The organism is Cellulomonas sp. SLBN-39, assembly GCF_006715865.1.
Taxonomy (GTDB): Bacteria; Actinomycetota; Actinomycetes; order Actinomycetales; family Cellulomonadaceae; genus Cellulomonas.
In genome coordinates, this window is record NZ_VFOA01000001.1 from 2,839,695 (window position 1) to 2,859,613 (window position 19,919).

16 protein-coding genes and 1 tRNA gene are annotated in these 19,919 nt (G+C 75.9%); 9 read left to right on the forward strand and 8 right to left on the reverse strand.

Annotated elements, in window-relative coordinates; genetic code table 11:
* Positions 1-146 precede the first annotated feature (146 nt).
* A complete protein-coding gene (locus FBY24_RS13095) occupies positions 147-1,061 on the reverse strand; it encodes a LysR family transcriptional regulator (RefSeq protein ID WP_142161195.1) in 915 nt (304 codons plus the stop codon).
* Between the two features lie 70 nt (positions 1,062-1,131).
* Between FBY24_RS13095 and FBY24_RS13100 the strand changes: the two genes are divergently transcribed.
* Together FBY24_RS13100 and FBY24_RS13105 are read left to right on the forward strand one after the other, a co-directional pair.
* Positions 1,132-2,145, forward strand: a complete 1,014-nt coding sequence (locus FBY24_RS13100) for a DMT family transporter (RefSeq protein WP_142161197.1) — start codon at positions 1,132-1,134, stop codon at positions 2,143-2,145.
* A gap of 20 nt (positions 2,146-2,165) precedes the next feature.
* Positions 2,166-2,239 (forward strand) — tRNA-Met (locus FBY24_RS13105).
* A gap of 101 nt (positions 2,240-2,340) precedes the next feature.
* Here FBY24_RS13105 and FBY24_RS13110 read toward each other — a convergent pair.
* Positions 2,341-2,907 (reverse strand): TetR/AcrR family transcriptional regulator, encoded by a 567-nt coding sequence (locus tag FBY24_RS13110; protein ID WP_142161199.1) that lies wholly within the window; start codon positions 2,905-2,907, stop codon positions 2,341-2,343.
* 138 nt (positions 2,908-3,045) lie between these two features.
* On the opposite strand from FBY24_RS13110, the gene FBY24_RS13115 reads away from it, so the two are divergent.
* Together FBY24_RS13115 and FBY24_RS13120 are read left to right on the forward strand one after the other, a co-directional pair.
* Positions 3,046-3,882, forward strand: a complete 837-nt coding sequence (locus tag FBY24_RS13115; protein WP_142161201.1) for an alpha/beta fold hydrolase — start codon at positions 3,046-3,048, stop codon at positions 3,880-3,882.
* A gap of 167 nt (positions 3,883-4,049) precedes the next feature.
* Complete coding sequence (locus FBY24_RS13120) at positions 4,050-4,409, forward strand: RidA family protein (RefSeq protein WP_142161203.1); 360 nt, start codon at positions 4,050-4,052, stop codon at positions 4,407-4,409.
* A gap of 80 nt (positions 4,410-4,489) precedes the next feature.
* Here FBY24_RS13120 and FBY24_RS13125 read toward each other — a convergent pair whose 3' ends face one another.
* From FBY24_RS13125 to FBY24_RS13135, 3 genes are all read right to left on the reverse strand, one after another.
* Complete coding sequence (locus tag FBY24_RS13125; protein ID WP_142161205.1) at positions 4,490-5,116, reverse strand: alpha/beta hydrolase; 627 nt, start codon at positions 5,114-5,116, stop codon at positions 4,490-4,492.
* Positions 5,113-5,982 carry a VOC family protein gene (locus FBY24_RS13130; RefSeq protein ID WP_142163529.1) on the reverse strand — a complete coding sequence of 290 codons (870 nt, stop codon included), beginning with the start codon at positions 5,980-5,982 and terminating at the stop codon, positions 5,113-5,115. The genes FBY24_RS13125 and FBY24_RS13130 overlap by 4 nt, the downstream gene beginning before the upstream one ends.
* Before the next feature lie 171 nt (positions 5,983-6,153).
* Positions 6,154-6,726 (reverse strand): MOSC domain-containing protein, encoded by a 573-nt coding sequence (locus FBY24_RS13135; RefSeq protein WP_142161207.1) that lies wholly within the window; start codon positions 6,724-6,726, stop codon positions 6,154-6,156.
* 203 nt (positions 6,727-6,929) lie between these two features.
* Between FBY24_RS13135 and FBY24_RS13140 the strand changes: the two genes are divergently transcribed.
* A complete protein-coding gene (locus FBY24_RS13140; RefSeq protein WP_142161209.1) occupies positions 6,930-7,892 on the forward strand; it encodes a DUF808 domain-containing protein in 963 nt (320 codons plus the stop codon).
* A 150-nt stretch (positions 7,893-8,042) separates the two neighbouring features.
* Positions 8,043-10,040, forward strand: a complete 1,998-nt coding sequence (locus FBY24_RS19545) for an excalibur calcium-binding domain-containing protein (protein ID WP_160158508.1) — start codon at positions 8,043-8,045, stop codon at positions 10,038-10,040.
* A 21-nt stretch (positions 10,041-10,061) separates the two neighbouring features.
* Here the strand turns inward: FBY24_RS19545 and FBY24_RS13160 are convergent, their stop codons facing one another.
* Entirely contained in the window at positions 10,062-10,862 is an 801-nt protein-coding gene (locus FBY24_RS13160; protein WP_142161213.1) for a TetR family transcriptional regulator, read from the reverse strand.
* 257 nt (positions 10,863-11,119) lie between these two features.
* On the opposite strand from FBY24_RS13160, the gene FBY24_RS13165 reads away from it, so the two are divergent.
* Positions 11,120-11,554, forward strand: a complete 435-nt coding sequence (locus tag FBY24_RS13165; RefSeq protein ID WP_142161215.1) for a nitroreductase family deazaflavin-dependent oxidoreductase — start codon at positions 11,120-11,122, stop codon at positions 11,552-11,554.
* A gap of 48 nt (positions 11,555-11,602) precedes the next feature.
* Here FBY24_RS13165 and FBY24_RS13170 read toward each other — a convergent pair whose 3' ends face one another.
* Entirely contained in the window at positions 11,603-14,107 is a 2,505-nt protein-coding gene (locus FBY24_RS13170; RefSeq protein ID WP_142161217.1) for an FAD-dependent oxidoreductase, read from the reverse strand.
* A gap of 147 nt (positions 14,108-14,254) precedes the next feature.
* Here FBY24_RS13170 and FBY24_RS13175 point away from each other — a divergent pair, with 147 nt between their 5' ends.
* Together FBY24_RS13175 and FBY24_RS13180 are read left to right on the forward strand one after the other, a co-directional pair.
* Positions 14,255-15,688, forward strand: a complete 1,434-nt coding sequence (locus tag FBY24_RS13175; protein ID WP_142161219.1) for a 3' terminal RNA ribose 2'-O-methyltransferase Hen1 — start codon at positions 14,255-14,257, stop codon at positions 15,686-15,688.
* The gene (locus FBY24_RS13180; RefSeq protein ID WP_142161221.1) at positions 15,685-18,261 is read left to right on the forward strand and encodes a polynucleotide kinase-phosphatase; all 2,577 of its coding nucleotides are present in this window, start codon (positions 15,685-15,687) and stop codon (positions 18,259-18,261) included. The genes FBY24_RS13175 and FBY24_RS13180 overlap by 4 nt, the downstream gene beginning before the upstream one ends.
* 51 nt (positions 18,262-18,312) lie before the next feature.
* Here FBY24_RS13180 and FBY24_RS13185 read toward each other — a convergent pair whose 3' ends face one another.
* The gene (locus FBY24_RS13185) at positions 18,313-19,899 is read right to left on the reverse strand and encodes a methyl-accepting chemotaxis protein (RefSeq protein ID WP_142161223.1); all 1,587 of its coding nucleotides are present in this window, start codon (positions 19,897-19,899) and stop codon (positions 18,313-18,315) included.
* Positions 19,900-19,919 lie beyond the last annotated feature (20 nt).

The following is a 19,919-nucleotide window of genomic DNA, read 5'->3' on the forward strand; positions in this document are numbered from 1 at the left end:
ACTCGCACGGCCCGACGCCCGCCCCGGTCCACCGGGGCGGGCGTCGTCGCGTCCACCGCGGCTGGCCCCGGTAGACACCGCCCCGAGCGGGGCCGACCGGGGAGGGCCCGCGGGGTGCCCGGCCCGGCGCACCCCGCCGCCGAGGCCTACCCCGCGAGGGCGTCGGCCAGCGGGACGGGTGCGGGCAGGTCGGCCCGGGCGTCGCGAGGGTCGGCCGGGGCCGCGTCGACGATCGCGTGCACGAGCGGGTGCCACGGCCGCTGCGTGGGGCCCGTGAGCACGAGCGTCCGCACCGCCTGCGGCACGAGGGGCCGCATGACGACCTCCGCAGGCAGCATGGCCTGCCCCAGGCTCGGCATGAGCGAGACGCCGATGCCCTCGGCGACCATCCGGATCACGGTGCCGAGCTCGCGCACGTGCTGCGCCGGCGCCCACGGCAGGCCCGCGGCCGCGTGGATCCGCGCGATCTGCGGCTCGCACCCGCTCGGCGAGGACAGGATGCCGTCGTCCTGCAGGTCGGCGAGGTCGACGTACGGCTCGCCGGCCAGCGGGTGGTCGCGCCGCAGCAGGGCCCGGAAGTCGTCGCGCGCGACGACCAGCCCCCCGGCGGGTATCGGGTCGGGGTCCACGAGGACCGCCGCGTCGACCACGCCGTTGGCGAGCCACTGCGGCAGCTCTTCGTCGTCGCCCTCGAACACGCGCACCTGCACGTCGGGCAGCTGCTGGGCCCAGTGGTGCAGGAGCTGCGGCAGCAATCCCTGGCAGACGGTGGGCACGGCGCCCAGGCGCACGGTGCCGGCCACGCGGCCGGCGGCGGTCTCGGCGACGAAGGCGTCCGCGGAGGCCAGCGCAGCCCGGGCGTGCGGCAGCACCCGTGCGCCGAGCGCCGTCGGCCGTGCGGGCGACTCCCGCTCGACCAGGCGCCCGCCGGCCTCCCGCTCGAGCGCCGCCACGGCGTGCGAGACGGCCGACTGGCTCACGTGCAGCGCCGCTGCGGCGTCGGTGAAGGTGCCGCGGTCGACGACCGCGACGAGGATCCGCAGCTGGGCGAGGGTGGGCATGAGCAGAATCTATCCGGGCATGAGCAGGATTCGTTTGATTCATGCCCGCGCCAGGGTGCACCGTGGGCCCATGCCGACCTCGGAGCGCCGCACCTGGGCGTACTTCCTCGCCGCCGCCCTCGTCTGGGGTGCGTCGTTCCTCTTCATGAAGGTCGGCCTCGAGGGCCTCTCGCCGACGCAGGTCGCCACGGCCCGCGTCGTGCTCGGTGCCCTCGCGCTCGGGGTCGTCATGGCCGTCCAGCGTCGGGCGTGGCCGCGGGACCGTCGCACGTGGGGCCACCTGGCGGTGCTCGGCGTGGTGCTGTGCGTGCTGCCGTTCCTCGCGTTCTCGTGGGCCGGGCAGCACCTGGCCTCCGGGCTGTCGAGCATCCTCAACGCCACGACGCCGTTGATGACCGCCCTCGCCGCCGGCCTGCTGCTGCCCACGGAGCGGCTCGCCGCCCGCCAGCGCCTGGGCCTGCTCGTCGGCGGTGTCGGCGTGGTCGTCATCGTCGGCCCCTGGACGTACCTCGGCGAGGGGGCGCTCGCGGCGCCCCTGCCCGCGGTGCTGGCCTGCCTGGGGGCGACCGCCTGCTACGGCGTCGGCCTGACGTACCTGCGCCGCTTCGTCGGCCCGCTCGGGCTGCCGGCCGAGACCATCGCCGCCGGTCAGGTGGCCGTCGCGGCCGTCGTGATGCTGCTGGCCGCACCCGTGGTGGCGCGGGGCCCGGTGGACCTCGACTGGGCCGTGGTCGGCTCGATGGTCGCCCTCGGTGCGCTCGGCACCGGAGCGGCGTACGTGTGGAACACCCGGGTCGTCCAGGCCTGGGGTGCCCAGCGCGCGTCGACGGTGACCTACCTCACGCCGGTGGTCGGGGTGGTGCTCGGGATGCTCGTCCTCGGGGAGCGGCTGCACTGGTACGAGCCCGTCGGGGGCGTGCTCGTGGTGCTCGGGATCCTGGTCGCGCAGCAGGTCAGAGGCTCGAACGAGCCGATCGCGCCGGTCCCCGCCGCCGTCGCGCCCGCCGTCGACGCACCGCCCGCCGCCCCGCTCGGTGCCCGCGCGCAGGCCTCCGACCTCGATTTGGACACCAGGAGCAACTGACGTAGAGTTCTATTCACCGACGCGGGGTGGAGCAGCTCGGTAGCTCGCTGGGCTCATAACCCAGAGGTCGCAGGTTCAAATCCTGCCCCCGCTACAAGATGACGAAGGCCCGGACCATCAGGTCCGGGCCTTCGTCGTTGTCATGCCTCGCGAGGCCTGCGCGCTCCTCGTGCGCGCCGCCGACGCGGTCGTCGGCTACCCGTGGGTCGCGGCGTCGAGGAGGGTCGTCGCGGCGTCGCGGGCCTCGGCGGCGGGCTCGGTGGTGCCGGTGAAGGCGGCCGTCGTCTGGGCGCCCTCGACGAGGAGGGCGATCTGCGCGCCGAGGCGGGCGTCACCTCCGGCCTGGACGGTGAGGTCCTGCACGTAGGCGCGGAACGCGAGCTTGTGGGCGCGGGCCGCCTCCGCGACGGCAGGGGACTGGGCGCCCATCTCGCCGAAGGTGTTGATGAACCCGCAGCCGCGGAAGTCGTCGCCGGCGAACCAGTCCTCGAGGAAGTCGAACACCGACAGCAGCCGCTCGCGCGGGGTGGTGGCGGAGGCGGCGGCGCGCGCGACGCCCTGCTCCCAGAACTCGTGCCGCGCGTCGAGCACGGCGAGCACGAGCTGCTCCTTGCCGGGGAACTCCTGGTAGAGGCGCTTGAGGGAGACACCCGCGGCCCCGCGGACCTCGTCCATGCCGACGGCCTGGACGCCCCGGGCGTAGAAGAGCGCGTCGGCGGCCTCCAGCACCCGTGCGCGGGGGTCGGCTGCTGCGTCCGTCATGGCGTCGTCCCTTCGTCCGGCGTCGGTGTGGACATCGTCCTGACGCCACCCCCTTGCGGGGAGAACCAACGTTCTCTACTGTAGTCGACATCGGCAGAGAACGACCGTTCTCCGCCTTGTCGGGAGAGGACCAGGACCATGGGACGCATCACGGTCGGCACGGAGAACTCGGTCGACATCGAGCTGCACTACACGGACCGCGGCACCGGCGCGCCGGTGCTGCTCATCCACGGGTTCCCGCTGGACGGCAGCTCGTGGGAGGCGCAGGAGGCCGCGCTGCTCGACGCCGGCTACCGCGTGATCACGTACGACCGGCGCGGGTTCGGGCAGTCGAGCCAGCCGTCGGTCGGGTACGACTACGACACCTTCGCGGCCGACCTGAACACCGTCCTCGAGACCCTCGACCTGCGCGACGTCACGCTGGTCGGCTTCTCGATGGGCACCGGCGAGGTCGCGCGGTACCTGTCCACGTACGGATCGGCGCGCATCGCCAAGGCCGCGTTCCTCGCCTCGCTGGAGCCGTACCTGGCGATCACCGACGACAACCCCGAGGGTGCGGCGCCGCCCGCGTTCTTCCAGGGCGTCGCGGACACCGTGCGTGCCGACCGGTACGCCTACTTCACCGGCTTCTACCAGGACTTCTTCAACCTCGACGAGACGCTCGGCTCGCGGATCAGCGAGGAGGCCGTCCGGCACGCGTGGGACCTGGCGTCGCGGTCCGGCGCCGTCGCGTCGGCGGCGGCCCCGCTGACCTGGCCGACCGACTTCCGGGCCGACATCGCGGCCGTGGACGTGCCGGCGCTGATCCTGCACGGCACCGCCGACCGCATCCTGCCGATCGACGCCACCGGCCGGCGCTTCGCCCAGGCGCTGCCGGGCGCCCGGTACGTCGAGGTCGAGGGTGCCCCGCACGGGCTGCTCACCACCCACGCGGCCGAGGTCAACGAGGCGCTCCTGGCCTTCCTCGCGAGCTGACGTCCGCAGGGCGCCGGGTCGGCGTCGCAGGGCACGGCCTCGTCGGACAGGCTCCGGCGAGGCCGTGCGCCGCGCTGTGGGTGGGCGGCCGTACGGTCGGGCGTCGGCCCGGCCGGGGCGACCCTGCGGGGCGGTCGTCCCGCCCCTGCGAGAGCGAGCGTGCTGCCGTGCCCGACGTCCTGAGGATCCCGACCCCGCACAGCTACTCGGCCGCCGTGGCGGCCGGCGACCTCGTCTTCCTGGGGCTGCACCGCGGCTTCGGCGAGACGTTCGACGCGCAGCTGCACGACGCTCTCCGGCAGGTCGGCGCGACCCTGGAGCAGTGCGGGGCGCACCTGCACGACCTGGTCAAGGTGCAGGTCTGGCTCGCGGACGTCGCGGACCTGCCGGCCATGGAGCACGCCTTCGTCGAGCACTTCCCGGCCGACGGCTTTCCGGCGCGGATGACGGCGACGACGCAGTTCTGGGACGCGGACTGCCGCGTGATGGTCGAGGGAGTCGCCTACCGCGGCCAGGGGCGCCCCTGAGGTCGTGGCGCACCCGTCGCCGGCGGAGGTCCGACCCTCCGCCGGTCACCTGTCCGGGCGCGCCGACCCGGACGGGTCGGTCAGGAGGCTGAGGGCACCGTCCTCGTGAGGAAGGCGCGGACGTCGGCGACCTCGGCGGCGTGCACGCCGTGCGCGAGGCCGTCGTACACCCTGGCCTCCAGGGTGGTGTGCGCGGGGAGCCACTCCTGCGTGCGGGTGATCGCGTGCGCGGCGATCACCCGGTCGTCGGCGCCCCGGCCCCAGAACGCGGGCGGTCGCGTGGCGGCGAGCGTGCCGTCCGCGGGCTGCGGGGCCCCGAGGACGAAGCCGCCCAGCACGACCGTCGCCGCGACGCGCCCGGGGCGGGTGCGCAGCAGCTGGGTGGCCAGGAGCCCGCCCTGCGAGAACCCGACGGGCACCACCGTCGCGTCCGGCCCCAGCTCCGCGTCGACCCACGCCCAGACCGCGGCCGTCGCCTGCTCGACGGGTGCGGGGTCCGGGGAGCCGGGCGTCGTGATCGCGAACCAGGCGTGCCCGCCGTGCGGGAGGGCGAGCGGGGCGCGCAGCGACGCCCACGGCAAGTCCGCCACGGCCGGCCCGAGCCCGGCGAGGTCGCCCTCGTGCGAGCCGTAGCCGTGCAGGAGCAGGACCGTGGGGGAGCCGGTGCGGGACGGCGGCGCCGAGCGCAGGGCGGTGAGCGTGCTCATCGGGCGAGGAGCTCCTCGGTGGACGTGCCGGGCACGGACACGGTGACCTGCGTGCCCCACGGGTCGTGCACGACGAGCGAGCGGCCGTCGTCCGAGAACGGCAGCGCCGCCGCGCGCAGGCGGGCCGCGAGCGCGGTGACGTCGTCCCGCGTCGGCACCGTCACGGCGACGTCGCCGAGCCCGAGGCTGGCGGCGCGGGGCCCGGCGCCGCCGGAGTTCCACGTGTTCATGGCCAGGTGGTGGTGGTAGCCGCCCGCGGAGGCGAACAGCGCCCCGGGGTACTCGGTGAGCGTGGCCTCGAAGCCGAGGGTGTCGACGTAGAACGCGCGGGCGACGGCGAGGTCGCCGACCTGCAGGTGCACGTGGCCGACGCGGCCCGCGAGCGCCGGTCCGGCCTCGACGGCGTCGTCCGTCAGGTGGGAGCGCAGGTAGGCGTTGGGGTCGAGCCACGCGGTGCGCATGAGGATCTGCCCGCGCTCGATCTGCCACTGCTCGCGGGGGCGGTCGGTGTAGAGCTCGACGCCGTTGCCCTCGGGGTCGGTGAAGTAGAACGCCTCGGACACGCCGTGGTCGCTGGAGCCGACGAAGGTGCCGCGCTGGTCCTGGGCGGCGCGCAGCACGGTCGCGGCCAGGCTCGGGGCGTCGTCGAAGAGGAACGCGGTGTGGAACAGGCCGGCCTGGCGGGGGTCGACGCCGGGCAGGTCCGGGGTGTGCACGAGGCGGACCATCGGGGTGGTGCCGCGGCCGAGGACGCGGTGGACCTCGCGCCCGCGGGTGCGCTCCTCGAGGGGTTCGAGCGCGAAGGCGGCGGCGTAGTAGCCGGACATGCGCTCGAGGTCGCCGACGCGCAGGGTGACGGCGTCCATGGACGTGGCGGGGTGCAGGACGCGCTCGTCGACCGCGGGTGCGGCGGGGGTGGTGGTCACGGCGGCCTCCGAGGCTCGGACGGTATCGGGTAGTTGAACGTACAACTACTACGGTACGCCGGATGTTCCCGCCCCGACAAGCCGCCCCGCGCCGCTGCCGTGGTCGCGCCGCTACGGCAGCCGGGAGGGCGGGCGCCGGACCGCGTCCCCCGCGCGGGTTGCGTTCAGGGGCACCGGGCTGACCAGCGTGGCGGGGCCGGCGTGCAGGACGCCGTCGGTCAGGGGGCGGCAGCGCAGCCCGCCGCGCCCGCGCAGCGCCGCGTGCGCGCCCGGGGCCAGCACGCGGTCCATCCACGCGCACGGGTGGGCCGGGCGGCCGGCGCGCAGGCGGACGGCGTCCCCGCCGGACTCCAGCACCAGCTCCTCGCCCAGCAGCGGGGCCAGCTCGGCGCCCCGCAGCACCACGTTGCGGCGGGCGAGCAGCGGGTCGAACGCCTTCACGCCCAGCTCCGCCGCCACGGCGTCGAGGGCCTCCGCGGCGATCAGCGTGACCGCGGCGTCCATGTGCGCGGCCTTGCCGAAGAACCGGTCACCCACGAGTCCCATGCCGGCCACGACCTCGGCCCGCGGCGCGTCGTGCGTCACGACCGCGGCGGCACCGTCACGCGGGCGGCCGAAGTACGCGTGCTCGGGGGAGACCAGCAGGTGCTCGATCCGGACGTCGTACCGGTACGTGGTGCTCATGCGCCGAGCATCGACGCACCGCGCCGCGGGCACCACCCGTCGACGGCGCACCGGGACCGCTGCGTCGGTGCCGCCGGGACCCGGGACGCCGGCAGCGGGGGTGGGGGCGCAGCCGTCGCGCGGCGTCCGCGCGGCCTACCCTTGCCCCGGGTGGTCGGGCGCAGCGGGCGTCCCGGAGCCCACGGCACGGACGAAGGTGGCACATGGCAGGCGGTCTCGCGGCGCTCCTGGACGACATCGCGGTGTTCGCGAAGCTCGCGGCGGCCTCGGTCGACGACGTCGGCGCGGCCGCGGGCCGGGCCAGTGTCAAGGCGGCCGGCGTGGTCATCGACGACACCGCGGTGACCCCGCGCTACGTGCACGGCTTCACCGCCGACCGCGAGCTGCCCGTCGTCTGGCGCATCGCCCGCGGCTCGCTGCGCAACAAGCTGCTGTTCATCCTCCCGGCCGCGCTGCTGCTCAGCCAGTTCGTGCCGTGGCTGCTCACGCCCATCCTCATGGTCGGCGGCACGTACCTCGCGTTCGAGGGCGCCGAGAAGCTGTGGGAGGCGGTCGGCGGCGGCCACGGGAAGGCCGGTGCCGAGGGTGCCGGGCAGGAGCTCCCTGCCGCCGCGCAGGGCCCGGAGACCGAGCAGAAGATGGTCACGAGCGCGATCCGCACCGACTTCATCCTGTCGGCCGAGATCATGGTCATCGCGCTCAACGAGGTCGCCGACGAGCCGTTCCTGTCCCGCACGCTCATCCTCGTGGTCGTCGCGCTCGCGATCACCGCGCTCGTCTACGGCGTCGTCGCCCTCATCGTGAAGATGGACGACATCGGCCTGCGGCTCGCCCAGACCCGCAACGGTGCCGTGGCCTCCGCGGGTCGCGGCCTGGTCACCGCCATGCCGAAGGTGCTCAGCGTGCTCTCCACCGTCGGGATCGTCGCGATGCTGTGGGTCGGCGGGCACATCCTGCTGGTCGGCGTCGACGAGCTCGGCTGGCACGCGCCCTACGAGCTCGTGCACCACCTCGAGGAGGCCGTGCACGGCGTCGCGGGCGTCGGCGGCTTCCTCTCCTGGCTCGTGGGTACCGCGGCCTCCGCGCTCGTCGGCGTCCTCGTGGGCGCCGTCGTCGTGCTGGTCGTGCACCAGGTCCACCGGCTGCGGCACCGCACGGCGCACTGACCCCTCCCCGCGGGCCCGCGCGGCCGGGCGGGTGAAACACGGCTCGGAGGCGCAGCCGGGTCGCCCGTTCCTCCTCGCCCGGGCCGCGCCGCCGCTAGCGTGCGACCGGGGCGCGCGCCGTGCGCGTCCCGAGTCCTTGGGGGGACCGTGGTGGAGCACCGTTCGCGCGCCTGGCTGACGCCGGCGCTGGCCGTCGTCCTCGTCCTCGTCGGGCTCGTGCCCGCCGGCGCCGCCCGGGCGGACGAGCCGGACGTCGACCCGCCCGTCGTCGCGCTGGTCGACGTCGCACCCGCCGTCGTCGACGTCACCGAAGGGCCCGGCACGGTCGAGGTCACGCTCCAGGTCGCCGACGCCTCGGGCGTCGCCGGACCGGTGCAGGTCGCGCTGGCCGGACCGTCGCAGGACGCGGTCCTCGGCCCCGTCGACGCGGTCCTCGCCGCCGGGTCGGCGACGGACGGCACCCACGTCGCCGAGGTCGTCGTGCCGCAGGACGCCGCGGTCGGCTCCTGGGACGTGGTCGTCACCGCCGCCGACGTCCTGGGCACCACCCTGCCCGCCTCGACCGTCGGCGCGGTCGACGTGGTGCGCGTGGTCCCCGACGTGCAGGCTCCCGTCCTGTCCGGCCCCGTGGTGACCGCGTCGGCCGGGGGCGACCTGCGCCTCGGCACGGTCACCGTCACGGCGTCGTTCGTCCTGCACGACCCGGCCGGGGTCGACGTGCCCACGGTGCGCCTCACGCCCCCGACGGGCGACCCGGTCGAGGCGCAGGCGTCGCTGACCTCCGGCGACGTGCAGGAGGGGACGTGGACGGCGGCCCTCGCGGTGCCCCGGGGGGCGGCTGCCGGCACGTGGACGGCGAGGCTGCCCGCGCCGGCCGACCTGCTCGGCAACGTCGCACCGGAGCAGACCCTCGGCACCGTCACGCTGCGGTACTCCACGCCGGTCCCCGGCGCGCCGACGATCACGGGCACCGCGCGCGTCGGCTCCACGCTCACCGCCGTCCCCGGCAGCTGGCTGCCCGGGGGAGTGACGTTCGCGTACCGGTGGCTGCGGGACGGCAAGGCCATCGCCGGCGCCACCGGCCCCACGTACAAGGTCGTCACGGCCGACGCGGGCAGGACCCTGAAGGTCGAGGTCCGGGGCACCGCGGCAGGCGCCACGAGCGTGGCGTCCGCCACCCGCTCCGTGGAGCGCCTGCTCACGGCGACGCCCGTGCCGACGGTCTCCGGCACGGCCCGGGTGGGCTCGACGCTCACCGCCACGGCCGGCAGCTGGAAGCCCGCACCCGTGACGCTCGCGTACCAGTGGCGTCGTGACGGTGCCGCGATCCCCGGCGCGACCGCCCGCACCTACCGCCTCGTCACGGCCGACGCCGGTGCCGTGATCACCGTGCAGGTGCGCGGCTCCCGCACCGGCTACACCCCGGTCGCGCGGACGAGCGCCGCGCGCCGCGCCGAGCGGCTGCTGACCGCGACGCCCGTGCCGACGATCTCCGGCGCCGGGCGCGTCGGCAGCCGGCTGACCGCCTCCGCCGGCGCCTGGCGGCCCTCACCCGTGACGCTCACCTACCAGTGGCGTCGCAACGGCGCGGCGATCGCGGGGGCGACGTCCCGCACCTACGTCCTGACGAAGGCCGACGCGGGAGCGTCGGTCACCGTGAGCGTGCGCGGTACGCGGTCCGGCTACACACCGGTCGCGAGGACCAGCGCCGGCCGCTCCGTCGATCGGCTCCTGACCGCCACCCCGACCCCGAAGATCACCGGGACGCGCCTGCCCGGCAAGGTGCTCACGGCTGCGCCCGGGGCGTGGAAGCCCTCGTCCGTCGCGCTGTCGTACCAGTGGCGCCGCAACGGCGCGGCGATCAGCGGGGCGACGGGACGGACGTACACGGTGCGCACCGCGGACGCGGGCGCCGCCATCTCCGTCGTCGTCACGGGGCGCAGGGCCGGGTACACGACGGTGGCGCGGGCGAGCGCCGCGGTGCGGATCGGCCCCGCGCGCCCCGCGGACAAGGACTGCGCGGACTTCTCCACCTGGTCCGCGGCGCAGGCCTGGTTCCTGAAGTACTTCCCCCACTACGGCGACGTCGCCCGCCTGGACGGCGACAACGACCGCATCGCCTGCGAGTCGCTGCCCGGGGCGCCCTGACGCCCTCCGCCGTCGCGTCGCTCAGGCCATGGCAGCGGCGGCGGTCTGCCCTGCGTCGACGAGGCTCTGCAGCGCGCGGCTGACCGCGGCTGGGTCGAGCGGCGGTGCGGCCGGGTCGGGCTCGAGGTGGTTGAGCACGAGGCCCGTCAGCGTCAGCACCGGGACGGACCAGTCCGCGGTGCGGGTCGTGCCGAACGGGGCGAGGGGCGTGGTGGCGGCGACCAGGTCCGGGTCCGCGAGCGCGGCGACCGCGAAGCCGGTGGTCGTCGCGCTGACGGCTCGTGCGACGGTACGGCAGCCCTCGGGGCCGGTCAGCGGGTGGACGAGCCGCAGCCCCAGCGTGGGCAGGGCCGCGGCGACGACGGCGGCGCCGCGGGCCACGGTGCGCTGCTCGGCCCGGCGCAGCTCGCGCCCGAGCGCGTCGCGCAGGTCGGGGTCCGGGACGCCGGCGAACGCAGCGCGCAGGACGAGGTAGGCGGTGAGGCGGGGGGAACCCACGACTCCCGCGAGGTCGGCCCGGAACATCAGCCGCAGCAGCTCGACGAGCAGGTCCCGCCGACCCTGTGCGGACGACGGGTCCATCTCGCTCCCGCGCAGCGCGGCACGGGCCTCCGCGACGACGCGGGGGCCGATGGTCGGGTCCTCGACGCCGCGGGCGACCTCGAGCAGGACGTCCGCGAGGAACGCGTCCCGGGTGGGCCAGCGCCGGTACGCGGACGTGCGGGACACGTCGGCGCGGCGGATCACGTCCTCGAGGAGCAGCCCGTCGAGGCCGACCGTCACACCGCGCTCGGCGAGCAGCGCGAGTGCCGCGGTGAGCATCCGGTCGCGGGTGTCGGCCTCGGAGAGCCGCGGCCGGCGGGCGGGGTGTTGACGCTCCGGGGCACCGGCCTAGCGTACGCCGTGGTACATGAGACTCCATGTACCAAACTCGCAGGGAGGCACCGATGGAGCCAGATCGACCGGCCGCACCGGGAGCGCGGGAGCGCCACGCCACGGCCCGCGCTCCGCGGGGCGGGTGGCGGTACGCGACGCGACGACGGTGGTACCGGGGCGACCGCCCCGCCGCCGTGGCCCGCATGCTCAACAGGGTCGCCGCGTGGCAGTACGCGCACGGCATCCTCACCGTCGGAGGTCGTGGCGTCACGCTGGAGGTGCGCCGTGCCTCGACCGGGCTGCCGCTCCGGCTGCCGCTCGTGCTGACCCGCCTCGACGGGCAGCGCTACCTCGTCGCCATGCTCGGGGAGCGGGCCCGCTGGGTCGGCCACGTCCGGGCCGCGGACGGGCGTGCGCGGCTCGTCGGCCCCCGGCGGGTCGAGGACGTGCGGCTCGTGGAGGTGCCCGTCGCCGAGCGCGGACCGGTCCTGCGGCGGTTCCTCCAGGTCGCCCCGGGCGCACGGCCGCACGTGGCGGTGCGCCACGACGCGCCGGTCCGTGACTTCGACGCCGTCGCGGCCGACCATCCCGTCTTCCGCGTCGTCACCGACGCGGCGGCCGGAGCCGTCGCCGGGTAGGGCGCGTCGGCGGGCCCGGGCCGCCCCGGGCCCGCCGACGGGAGTCGTTCAGATGAACAGCGTCGTGCCGGAGCGCTCCGCCGCCGCGAGGAACGTCGCGACGCCGCCCAGGTCCACGCCCTCGCGCAGGTCGGACGTCGCGATACCCAGCAGGTCCATCGTCATCGTGCACGCCGTCAGCCGCGCCCCGCCGGCCACGGCCGCGTCCACCAGCTCGGGCAGCGACGGCGCCGCGTGGTCCTTCATGACCTTCTTGATCATCGCCGTGCCCGCACCCGCCATGTGCATCTGCGAGAGCGTGAGCCGGTCGGGGCCGGCGGGCATCATGGTCGCCAGCATGCGGTCCATGGGGCTGCGCTCGCGCGGCGGCGCATCCGGCCGGCGCAGCGCGTTCAGGCCCCAGAACGTGAAGAACATCGACACCGGCTGCCCCATCGCCAGCGCACCGTTGGCGATGATGAACGCGGCCAGCACCTTGTCGAGGTCGCCGCTGAAGACGACGAACGACGTGCCGGTGCGCGCCGGCGCCGTGCTCGCCGCCCGCGTGCCGCCCTTGCGGATCGTGGCGCGGTACCCGGGGCCCTCCGGGACCATCGCGACGAGGCGGTGCCCCTGCGCGTCCGCCCAGGCGGGGGCGTCCTGCGCGAAGCCGGGGTCCGAGACGTGCACCACGACGTCGTCGCCGGGCTCCAGGTCGGCGACCGTGGCCGCCAGGCGCATGATCGGGCCGGGGCAGGCCAGCCCGGTGCAGTCCAGGTCGACGACGGTGCCCGTGCCGTCCTCCACGGCCAGGCGCTCGCGGGTCGCGGTCGCGGCCAGCACGTCGTGCGCCTCGGCGTACGCGACGACGGCCGGCTGCGCCTGGGCGCCCTCGGCCTCGACGTCGTGCCACGCGCGGTACGTGGTCGAGCCGCCGGACAGCGTCGCGACGTCGGTGAAGCCGCGCCGCACGAGTGCCCGGTGGGCCAGGTACGAGCGGAACCCGACGGCGCAGTAGAGGCGCACGGGCTGCGTGCGGTCCCAGTCCGCGCAGGCCTCGCGCACGGTCGCCAGCGGCACGTTCTCGGCCCCCGGCAGGTGCCAGATCGCGAACTCCTCCGGCGTGCGCACGTCGACCAGCCGGGCGCCGTCGACCGCGGCCGGGACGTCCTGCGCGTACCAGAGCGTGAGGTCGCCGCGCAGGGTGTTCGCCGCGACGAAGCCCGCCATGTTGACCGGGTCCTTGGCGGAGCCGAACGGGGGCGCGTAGGCGAGCTCGGCCTCCTCCAGGTCGTACGCGGTGAGCCCGCCGCGCACGGCCATCGCCAGGACGTCCAGGCGCTTGTCGACACCGTCGAAGCCCGACGCCTGGCCCCCGAGCACGCGACCGTCGGACGGGTCGACGAGCAGCTTGAGGTGCATCATCGCGGTGCCGGGGTAGTACCCCGCGTGCCCGGAGGGGTGCACGTGCACCGCCCGGTACGGCACGCCCAGGTCCCGCAGCTGGCGCTCGGTGGCGCCCGTGCCGCCCGCGACCATGTCGAACACCTTGACCACCGAGGTGCCCTGCGTGGAGCGGTACACGGTGCTGCGGCCGCAGATGTTCTCCGCCGCGACCCGCGCCTGCCGGTTCGCCGGGCCCGCCAGCGGGGCCAGCCAGGTCCCGGGCAGGACGGTGTGCGGGGTCTCCACGACGTCCCCGGCTGCCCAGATCGCGGGGTCGGACGTGCGCATGTGCTCGTCGACGACCACGCCACCGTGCGGCCCGACCTCCAGGCCCGCGGCGACCGCGAGGTCGGTCGCCGGGCGCACACCCACGGCGAGCACCACGAGGTCCGCGTCCAGCGTGGTCGCCGACGTCAGCTCGACCCGCACGCCGCCGGCCTCCCCGGGGCGGAACGCGGCGACGGCCGTCGACAGGTGCAGCGCGACGCCGCGGGCGCGCAGGTGGTTCTCCACCGGGACCGCGATCTCGTGGTCGACGGGCGGCAGGATCTGGTCGGACGCCTCGACGACCGCGACCTCGACGCCGCGGTGGTGCAGGTTCTCGGCCATCTCCAGGCCGATGTACCCCGCGCCGACGACCACGGCGCGCACCGGGCCGCGCGTGCCCGCGGCGTGCTCGGCCAGGGCCGCGTCGAGGTGGGTCTTGATGCGGTCCATGTCGCCGATGCGGCGCAGCACCATGACCTCCGGCAGGTCGATGCCGGGCAGCGGCGGGCGCACGGCCTGCGCGCCCGGGCACAGCGCCAGCGCGTCGTACGCCTCGACGTACTCGCGCCCGGTGTCGACGTCGCGCACCGCGACGGTCTTCGCCTCGCGGTCGATCGCGACGACCTCCTGGGCGATCCGCACGTCGACGTCCAGGCTCTCGCGCAGGGACTGCGGGGTCTGCAGGAGCAGCCGGTCGCGGTCGGTGATGACCTCCCCGACGTGGTAAGGCAGCCCGCAGTTGGCGAACGACACGTGGTGCCCCCGCTCGAGCACGACGATCTGCGCGTGCTCGTCGAGCCGCCGCGCCCGGGCCGCCACCGAGGCGCCCGCTGCGACGCCACCCACCACCACGATCTTCACGTCGTCCTCCTCGTCGTCCTGTGCGTTCCCTGCCAGGCTACGGATACCCCCAGGGGTATTCATGGGACCTCTGGTCCGGGTCCAGGCGCAGACGCCGGTCGGCGCGGGGAGGAAACCTGCCGCGATCCGGCCACCCCGTCTGCAACGATGCCCGGCGTGCTGCTCACCCTGACCGCCCGCTCCGACGGGACGCCCCCCGCCACCGACCTCGGGCACCTGCTGCACAAGCACCCCGACCGCGTGCAGCGCTTCGAGCAGTCCACCGGCGTGCTGCACGTGCTGTACCCCCAGGCCGACGAGCGCACCTGCACCGTCGCGCTGCTCCTCGAGGTCGACCCCGTCGCCCTCGTGCGTGGCCGCGACGGCAAGGACACGTCCTTCACGCTCGCCCAGCACGTCAACGACCGCCCGTACGTCGCGTCCTCGCTGCTCGCCGTCGCCATGGGCCGCGTGCTGCGCTCCGCCATGGCCGGCCGCTGCGCGTCCCGGCCCGCCCTCGTCGACCACGTCTGGGACCTCGAGGTGCGGCTCCCCGCCGTCCCGGCCGCCGGCGGCAGCGCCCAGGTCGAACGCCTCTTCGCCCCGCTCGGGTGGGACGTCACCGCGACCGCCCCGCCCCTCGACCCGCACGTGCCGGCCTGGGGCGACGCCCCGCACGTCGACCTCGTGCTGCGCGGCCGGCACCGGGTCGCCGACGCGCTGTCCCACCTGTACGTGCTGCTGCCCGCGCTCGACGGCGCCAAGCACTACTGGGTCGGCCCCGACGAGGTCGACAAGCTCGTGCGCGTCGCGGGCGGCTGGCTCGCCGACCACCCCGCGCGCGAGGAGATCGCCCGCCGATCCCTGGCCCACCAGCGCTCCCTCGCCGCCGACGCCCTCGCCCGGCTCGCGGAGGTCGACGAGACGGTTCCCGACGACGTCGACGACGCACCCGCCGCCGACGACGTGCCCGCGGTGCCGTCGCTGGCCCGCACCCGGCAGGACGCCGTCGTCGCCGTGCTCCGCGAGGTCGGTGCCCGCACCGTCGTCGACCTCGGCTGCGGCGAGGGCGCCCTCGTCGCGCGCCTGCTCGACGAGGGCGTGGACCGGGTCCTCGGCACCGACGTGTCCGTCCGCGCCCTGCGCGCCGCCCGCCGCCGCCTGCACCTGGACGAGCTGCCCGAGCGCGTGCGCGCCCGCGTCGACCTCGTCCAGTCGTCCGTCACCTACACCGACGCGCGGGTCGCCGGCTTCGACGCCGCCGTGCTCATGGAGGTCGTCGAGCACGTCGACCCCCCGCGCCTGCCCGCCCTCGCCCGGGCCGTGCTCGGCGCCGCCGCACCCGCCACCCTCGTGCTCACCACCCCGAACGCCGAGCACAACGTGCGCTACCCGGCCCTGGCCGCCGGCACGGTGCGCCACCACGACCACCGCTTCGAGTGGACCCGCGCCGAGCTCGCGGCCTGGGCCCACGACGTCGCGCGCACCTACGGCTACGACGTCGAGCTGCGGCCCGTCGGCGACGACGACCCCGAGGTCGGACCGCCCACCCAGATGGCCGTCTTCCGGCGCACCACGACCGACCCGCAGGAGGACCGATGACCGCGCTCGCGGTGCCCGCCCTGTCCCTCGTCGTCCTCGTCGGGGTGACCGGGTCGGGCAAGTCCACGTTCGCGGCCCGGCAGTTCGGCCCCTACGAGACCGTCAGCTCCGACCACTGCCGCGGCCTGGTGTCCAACGACCCGAACGACCAGGGCGCGACGAAGGCCGCGTTCGAGCTGCTGCACCACCTGGTCGGCGTGCGCCTGCGCGCCGGGCTGCTCACGGTCGTCGACGCGACCAACGTGCAGCCCGCGGCGCGGCGCTCCCTCGTCGATCTGGCCCGCGCGCACGACGTGCTGCCCGTCGCCGTCGTGCTCGACGTGCCCGAGGACGTCTGCGTGGCCCGCACGCGCGCCCGCGCCGACCGGTCCTTCGGCGACGGCGTCGTGCGCCGCCAGCGCGACCAGCTGCGCCGCTCGCTCAAGGGCCTGGGGCGCGAGGGCTTCCGCACCGTGCACGTGCTCGACGGCGTCGACGCGGTCGAGCAGGCGGTCGTCGAGCGGCACCCGCTGCGCTCCGACCGCCGTGATCTCACCGGACCGTTCGACGTGATCGGGGACGTGCACGGCTGCCGGTCCGAGCTCGAGACGCTGCTCGAGCGCCTCGGGTGGGAGCTCGTCCGCGACGCGCAGGGGCGCCCCGTCGACGCCGTCCACCCCGACGGGCGCACCGCGGTGCTGCTCGGCGACCTCGTCGACCGCGGCCCCGACAGCCCCGGCGTGCTGCGCCTGGCCATGGGCATGGCCGCCGCCGGGCACGCCCTCGTGGTGCCCGGCAACCACGAGGCCAAGCTCGTGCGCGCCCTCGACGGGCGCAAGGTCACCGTCTCGCACGGGCTGGAGACGACGCTCGCCCAGCTCGGCGAGGAGCCCGAGGAGTTCCGCCGCCAGGTGCGCGACTTCGCCGACGGGCTCGTCGCGCACCTCGTCCTCGACGAGGGACGGCTCGTCGTCGCCCACGCCGGGCTCGCCGAGCACCTCCAGGGGCGGGCCTCGGGGAGGGTGCGCTCGTTCGCGCTGTACGGCGACACGACGGGGGAGACCGACGAGTTCGGCCTGCCCGTGCGCTACCCGTGGGCGAGCGAGTACCGCGGCGCCGCGACCGTCCTCTACGGGCACACGCCGACGCCCGTGCCCGAGTGGGTCAACCGCACGATGTGCCTCGACACCGGGTGCGTGTTCGGCGGGCACCTGACCGCGATGCGGTGGCCCGAGAAGGAGGTCGTGCAGGTGCCGGCCGAGCAGGTCTGGTACGAGCCCGCGCGCCCGTTCCCGACCGCCGGCACGACCGCGCCCGGCGACCGCGACCCCGACGTGCTCGACCTCGCCGACGTCGCCGGGCGCCGCGTCGTGGGCACCGCGCTGCTCGGCTCCGTCACGGTGCAGGAGGAGAACGCCGCCGGTGCGCTGGAGGTCATGAGCCGGTTCGCGCTCGACCCGCGCTGGCTCGTGCACCTGCCGCCCACGATGAGCCCGTGCCCGACCCCGCCCGACGGCGACCTGCTCGAGCACCCCGCGCAGGCGTTCGACGTGTACGCCCGCGACGGCGTCGACCGCGTCGTCTTCGAGGAGAAGCACATGGGGTCGCGCGCCGTGGTGCTGCTGTGCCGCGACGAGGCCACCGCGCGCGAGCGGTTCGCGCTGCCCGCCGGGCGCACGGGCGTCGTGCACACCCGCACCGGCCGGGCCTTCCTCGACGACGCCGCCACCGAGGACCTGCTCACGGTGCTGCGTGCCGCCGCCGACGCCGCCGGCACGTGGGCCGCGCTCGGCGACGGTGCGACGAGCTGGGTGCTCCTCGACGCCGAGCTCATGCCCTGGTCGTTCAAGGCCCGGGAGCTGCTGCGCGAGCAGCACGCCGCCGTCGGGGCCGCGGCCCGGGCGTCGACCGCCGCCGCCGTCGACGTGCTCGCCGCCGCCGCGGCCCGCGGCCTGGACGTGGCCGCGCTCGCCGCCCGCACGCGGACCCGGGCGGCCGAGGCCGACGCGTTCACCGACGCCTACCGCCGGTACGTGTGGGCGACCGACGGGCTCGACGGCGTGCGGCTCGCCCCGTTCCAGGTGCTCGCCGCGGGCACCACGACCGGGGGGACCACGTTCGAGGAGCGCGACCACCTGTGGCACCTGGGCGTCGCCGACGCCCTCGTCGACGCCGACCCCACGGGTCTGGTCGTGACCACCCGCCGACTCGTCGTCGACCTCGCCGACCCGGCCTCCCGGGCGGCGGGCGAGCAGTGGTGGACGGACCTGACCGACGCGGGCGGCGAGGGGATGGTCGTCAAGCCGCTCGCCAACCTCGTGCGCGGGCCCCGCGGCCTCGTCCAGCCGGGCGTCAAGGTGCGCGGCCGGGAGTACCTGCGCCTGGTCTACGGCCCGCAGTACACGGCCCCGGAGAACCTCGGGCGCCTGCGCGAGCGGCACCTGGGGCGCAAGCGGTCGCTGGCCCTGCGCGAGTACGCCCTCGGGGTGGAGTCGCTGCGCCGGCACGTCGCCGGCGAGCCGCTGTGGCGCGTGCACGAGGCGGTGTTCGCGGTCCTGGCCCTGGAGTCCGAGCCGGTCGACCCGCGCCTGTGACACGGTGCCGGGCCCGCGCCGTCACGGCACGGGCCCGGCACCGCCCACGGGTCAGACCCGGAAGAGCTGCACCGCGTCCTTGAGGCTCGCGCTCATCTCCAGCAGCTGGTGCGCGTGCCGGCGGGCGTCCTCGGCGCCGGCGCTGGACCGCGACGACGCCTCGGCGACGCCCGCGATGGTGGCGGCGATCGAGGACGTCGAGCCCGCGGCGTCGCCGACCGAGCGGCTCATCTCCGACGTCGTGGCCGTCTGCTCCTCGACGGCCGAGGCGATGCGCGCCTGGTAGTCGTTGATCTCGGCGACGATCTCGCCGATCCGGGCGAGCGCGGAGGCCGCCTCCTGGCTGTCGCCCTGGATGGCCTGCACGCGCGCCGCGATGTCCTCGGTGGCCTGCGCGGTCTCGTGCGCGAGCTCCTTGACCTCGCCGGCCACGACCGCGAAGCCCTTGCCGGCCTCGCCCGCGCGGGCGGCCTCGATGGTCGCGTTGAGCGCCAGCAGGTTGGTCTGCTCGGCGATCGCGGTGATGGCCCGCACGACCTCGCCGATCTCGCGGCTCGAGACCCCGAGCTGCTCGACCTTGCTGTTGGTCTCCGCGGCCACGTCCGTGGCCTGCTGGGCGACGCGCGCGGCCTCCTGCGCGTTCTGGGAGATCTCGCCGATCGCGCCGGTCATCTCCTGCGTGCCCGTCGCGACGGTCGTGACGTTGAGCGACGCGGTCTCGGCGGCGGCCGCGACGCCCGACGCCCGCTCGGTCGTGGCGGTCAGGGCCGCCACGATCTCGCCGGTCGTGGCGTCCAGCTCGGCCGACGCCGCGGCGAGGTCCGCGGACGAGCGCTGCGTGGCGCGCACCAGCTCGGACATCGCGTCCAGGGAGCGGTTCAGCGACCGCGCCATGCCCGCCACCTCGTCCTGGCCGCGCACGTCCACCCGGCCCGAGAGGTCGCCCTCGGCCACGGCGTCCAGCACCGTGGTCACCCGGGCGAGCGGACGACGCACGCCGGACGCGACGCGGGTGGCGACGACACCCGCCGCGACCAGGCCGAGCGCCGTGACGAGTGCCACGACGAGCGTGACGCGCGCTCCCTCCGCGCGGGCGTCCGCGACGGCCTGCGCACCGCGCTCCTGCTGGGAGGCGACCGCCGAGGCGAGGGCCTGCGAGACGCCGGCCGAGAGCTCGTTGTACCCGGCGATGCCCTCGTCGGCGGCCGCGACGTCGCCCGCCGCCATGGCGGCGCCGATGCTGTCGAGCATCGCGAGCATGCCGGCGAGGTTCTCCTCGACGAGCGTGAGGGAGGCCTGCGCCTCGTCCGTCAGCGGCATCGCGTGCGCGGCGGCGATCCCCTCCTCCACCCGGGCCAGGGCGGCGTCGGCCTCGGCCTGCGTGACCGCGGCCTGGTCCGGCGTGATGCCGACCAGCCGCGTGCGCGCCGACCAGGTCTGGTACTCCCAGTACGTGCGCTCGATCGTCAGGAGCGAGGCCAGCGGCACGCTGGACCCCTCCTGCACGGTGGTGGTCTGCGCGACCGCGGACCGCAGGCCGACGACGCCGACGGTGCCGACGAGCGCGGTGAGGAGGGACAGCGCGGCGAACGCCAGCAGCAGCCGGGCGTGCACGGAACGGCGGGGCGACATCGTCATCGAGGGGCTCCTGGTCTGAG

What these genes read in the sequence shown, in the direction of transcription:
- FBY24_RS13095 (WP_142161195.1), bottom strand. Translation starts at nt 1,061, where the DNA reads ATGCCCACCCTCGCCCAGCTGCGGATCCTCGTCGCGGTCGTCGACCGC.
- FBY24_RS13100 (WP_142161197.1), top strand. Translation starts at nt 1,132, where the DNA reads ATGCCGACCTCGGAGCGCCGCACCTGGGCGTACTTCCTCGCCGCCGCC.
- FBY24_RS13110 (WP_142161199.1), bottom strand. Translation starts at nt 2,907, where the DNA reads ATGACGGACGCAGCAGCCGACCCCCGCGCACGGGTGCTGGAGGCCGCC.
- FBY24_RS13115 (WP_142161201.1), top strand. Translation starts at nt 3,046, where the DNA reads ATGGGACGCATCACGGTCGGCACGGAGAACTCGGTCGACATCGAGCTG.
- FBY24_RS13125 (WP_142161205.1), bottom strand. Translation starts at nt 5,116, where the DNA reads ATGAGCACGCTCACCGCCCTGCGCTCGGCGCCGCCGTCCCGCACCGGC.
- FBY24_RS13130 (WP_142163529.1), bottom strand. Translation starts at nt 5,982, where the DNA reads ATGGACGCCGTCACCCTGCGCGTCGGCGACCTCGAGCGCATGTCCGGC.
- FBY24_RS13135 (WP_142161207.1), bottom strand. Translation starts at nt 6,726, where the DNA reads ATGAGCACCACGTACCGGTACGACGTCCGGATCGAGCACCTGCTGGTC.
- FBY24_RS13140 (WP_142161209.1), top strand. Translation starts at nt 6,930, where the DNA reads ATGGCAGGCGGTCTCGCGGCGCTCCTGGACGACATCGCGGTGTTCGCG.
- FBY24_RS13160 (WP_142161213.1), bottom strand. Translation starts at nt 10,862, where the DNA reads ATGCTCACCGCGGCACTCGCGCTGCTCGCCGAGCGCGGTGTGACGGTC.
- FBY24_RS13165 (WP_142161215.1), top strand. Translation starts at nt 11,120, where the DNA reads ATGCTCAACAGGGTCGCCGCGTGGCAGTACGCGCACGGCATCCTCACC.
- FBY24_RS13175 (WP_142161219.1), top strand. Translation starts at nt 14,255, where the DNA reads ATGCCCGGCGTGCTGCTCACCCTGACCGCCCGCTCCGACGGGACGCCC.
- FBY24_RS13180 (WP_142161221.1), top strand. Translation starts at nt 15,685, where the DNA reads ATGACCGCGCTCGCGGTGCCCGCCCTGTCCCTCGTCGTCCTCGTCGGG.
- FBY24_RS13185 (WP_142161223.1), bottom strand. Translation starts at nt 19,899, where the DNA reads ATGACGATGTCGCCCCGCCGTTCCGTGCACGCCCGGCTGCTGCTGGCG.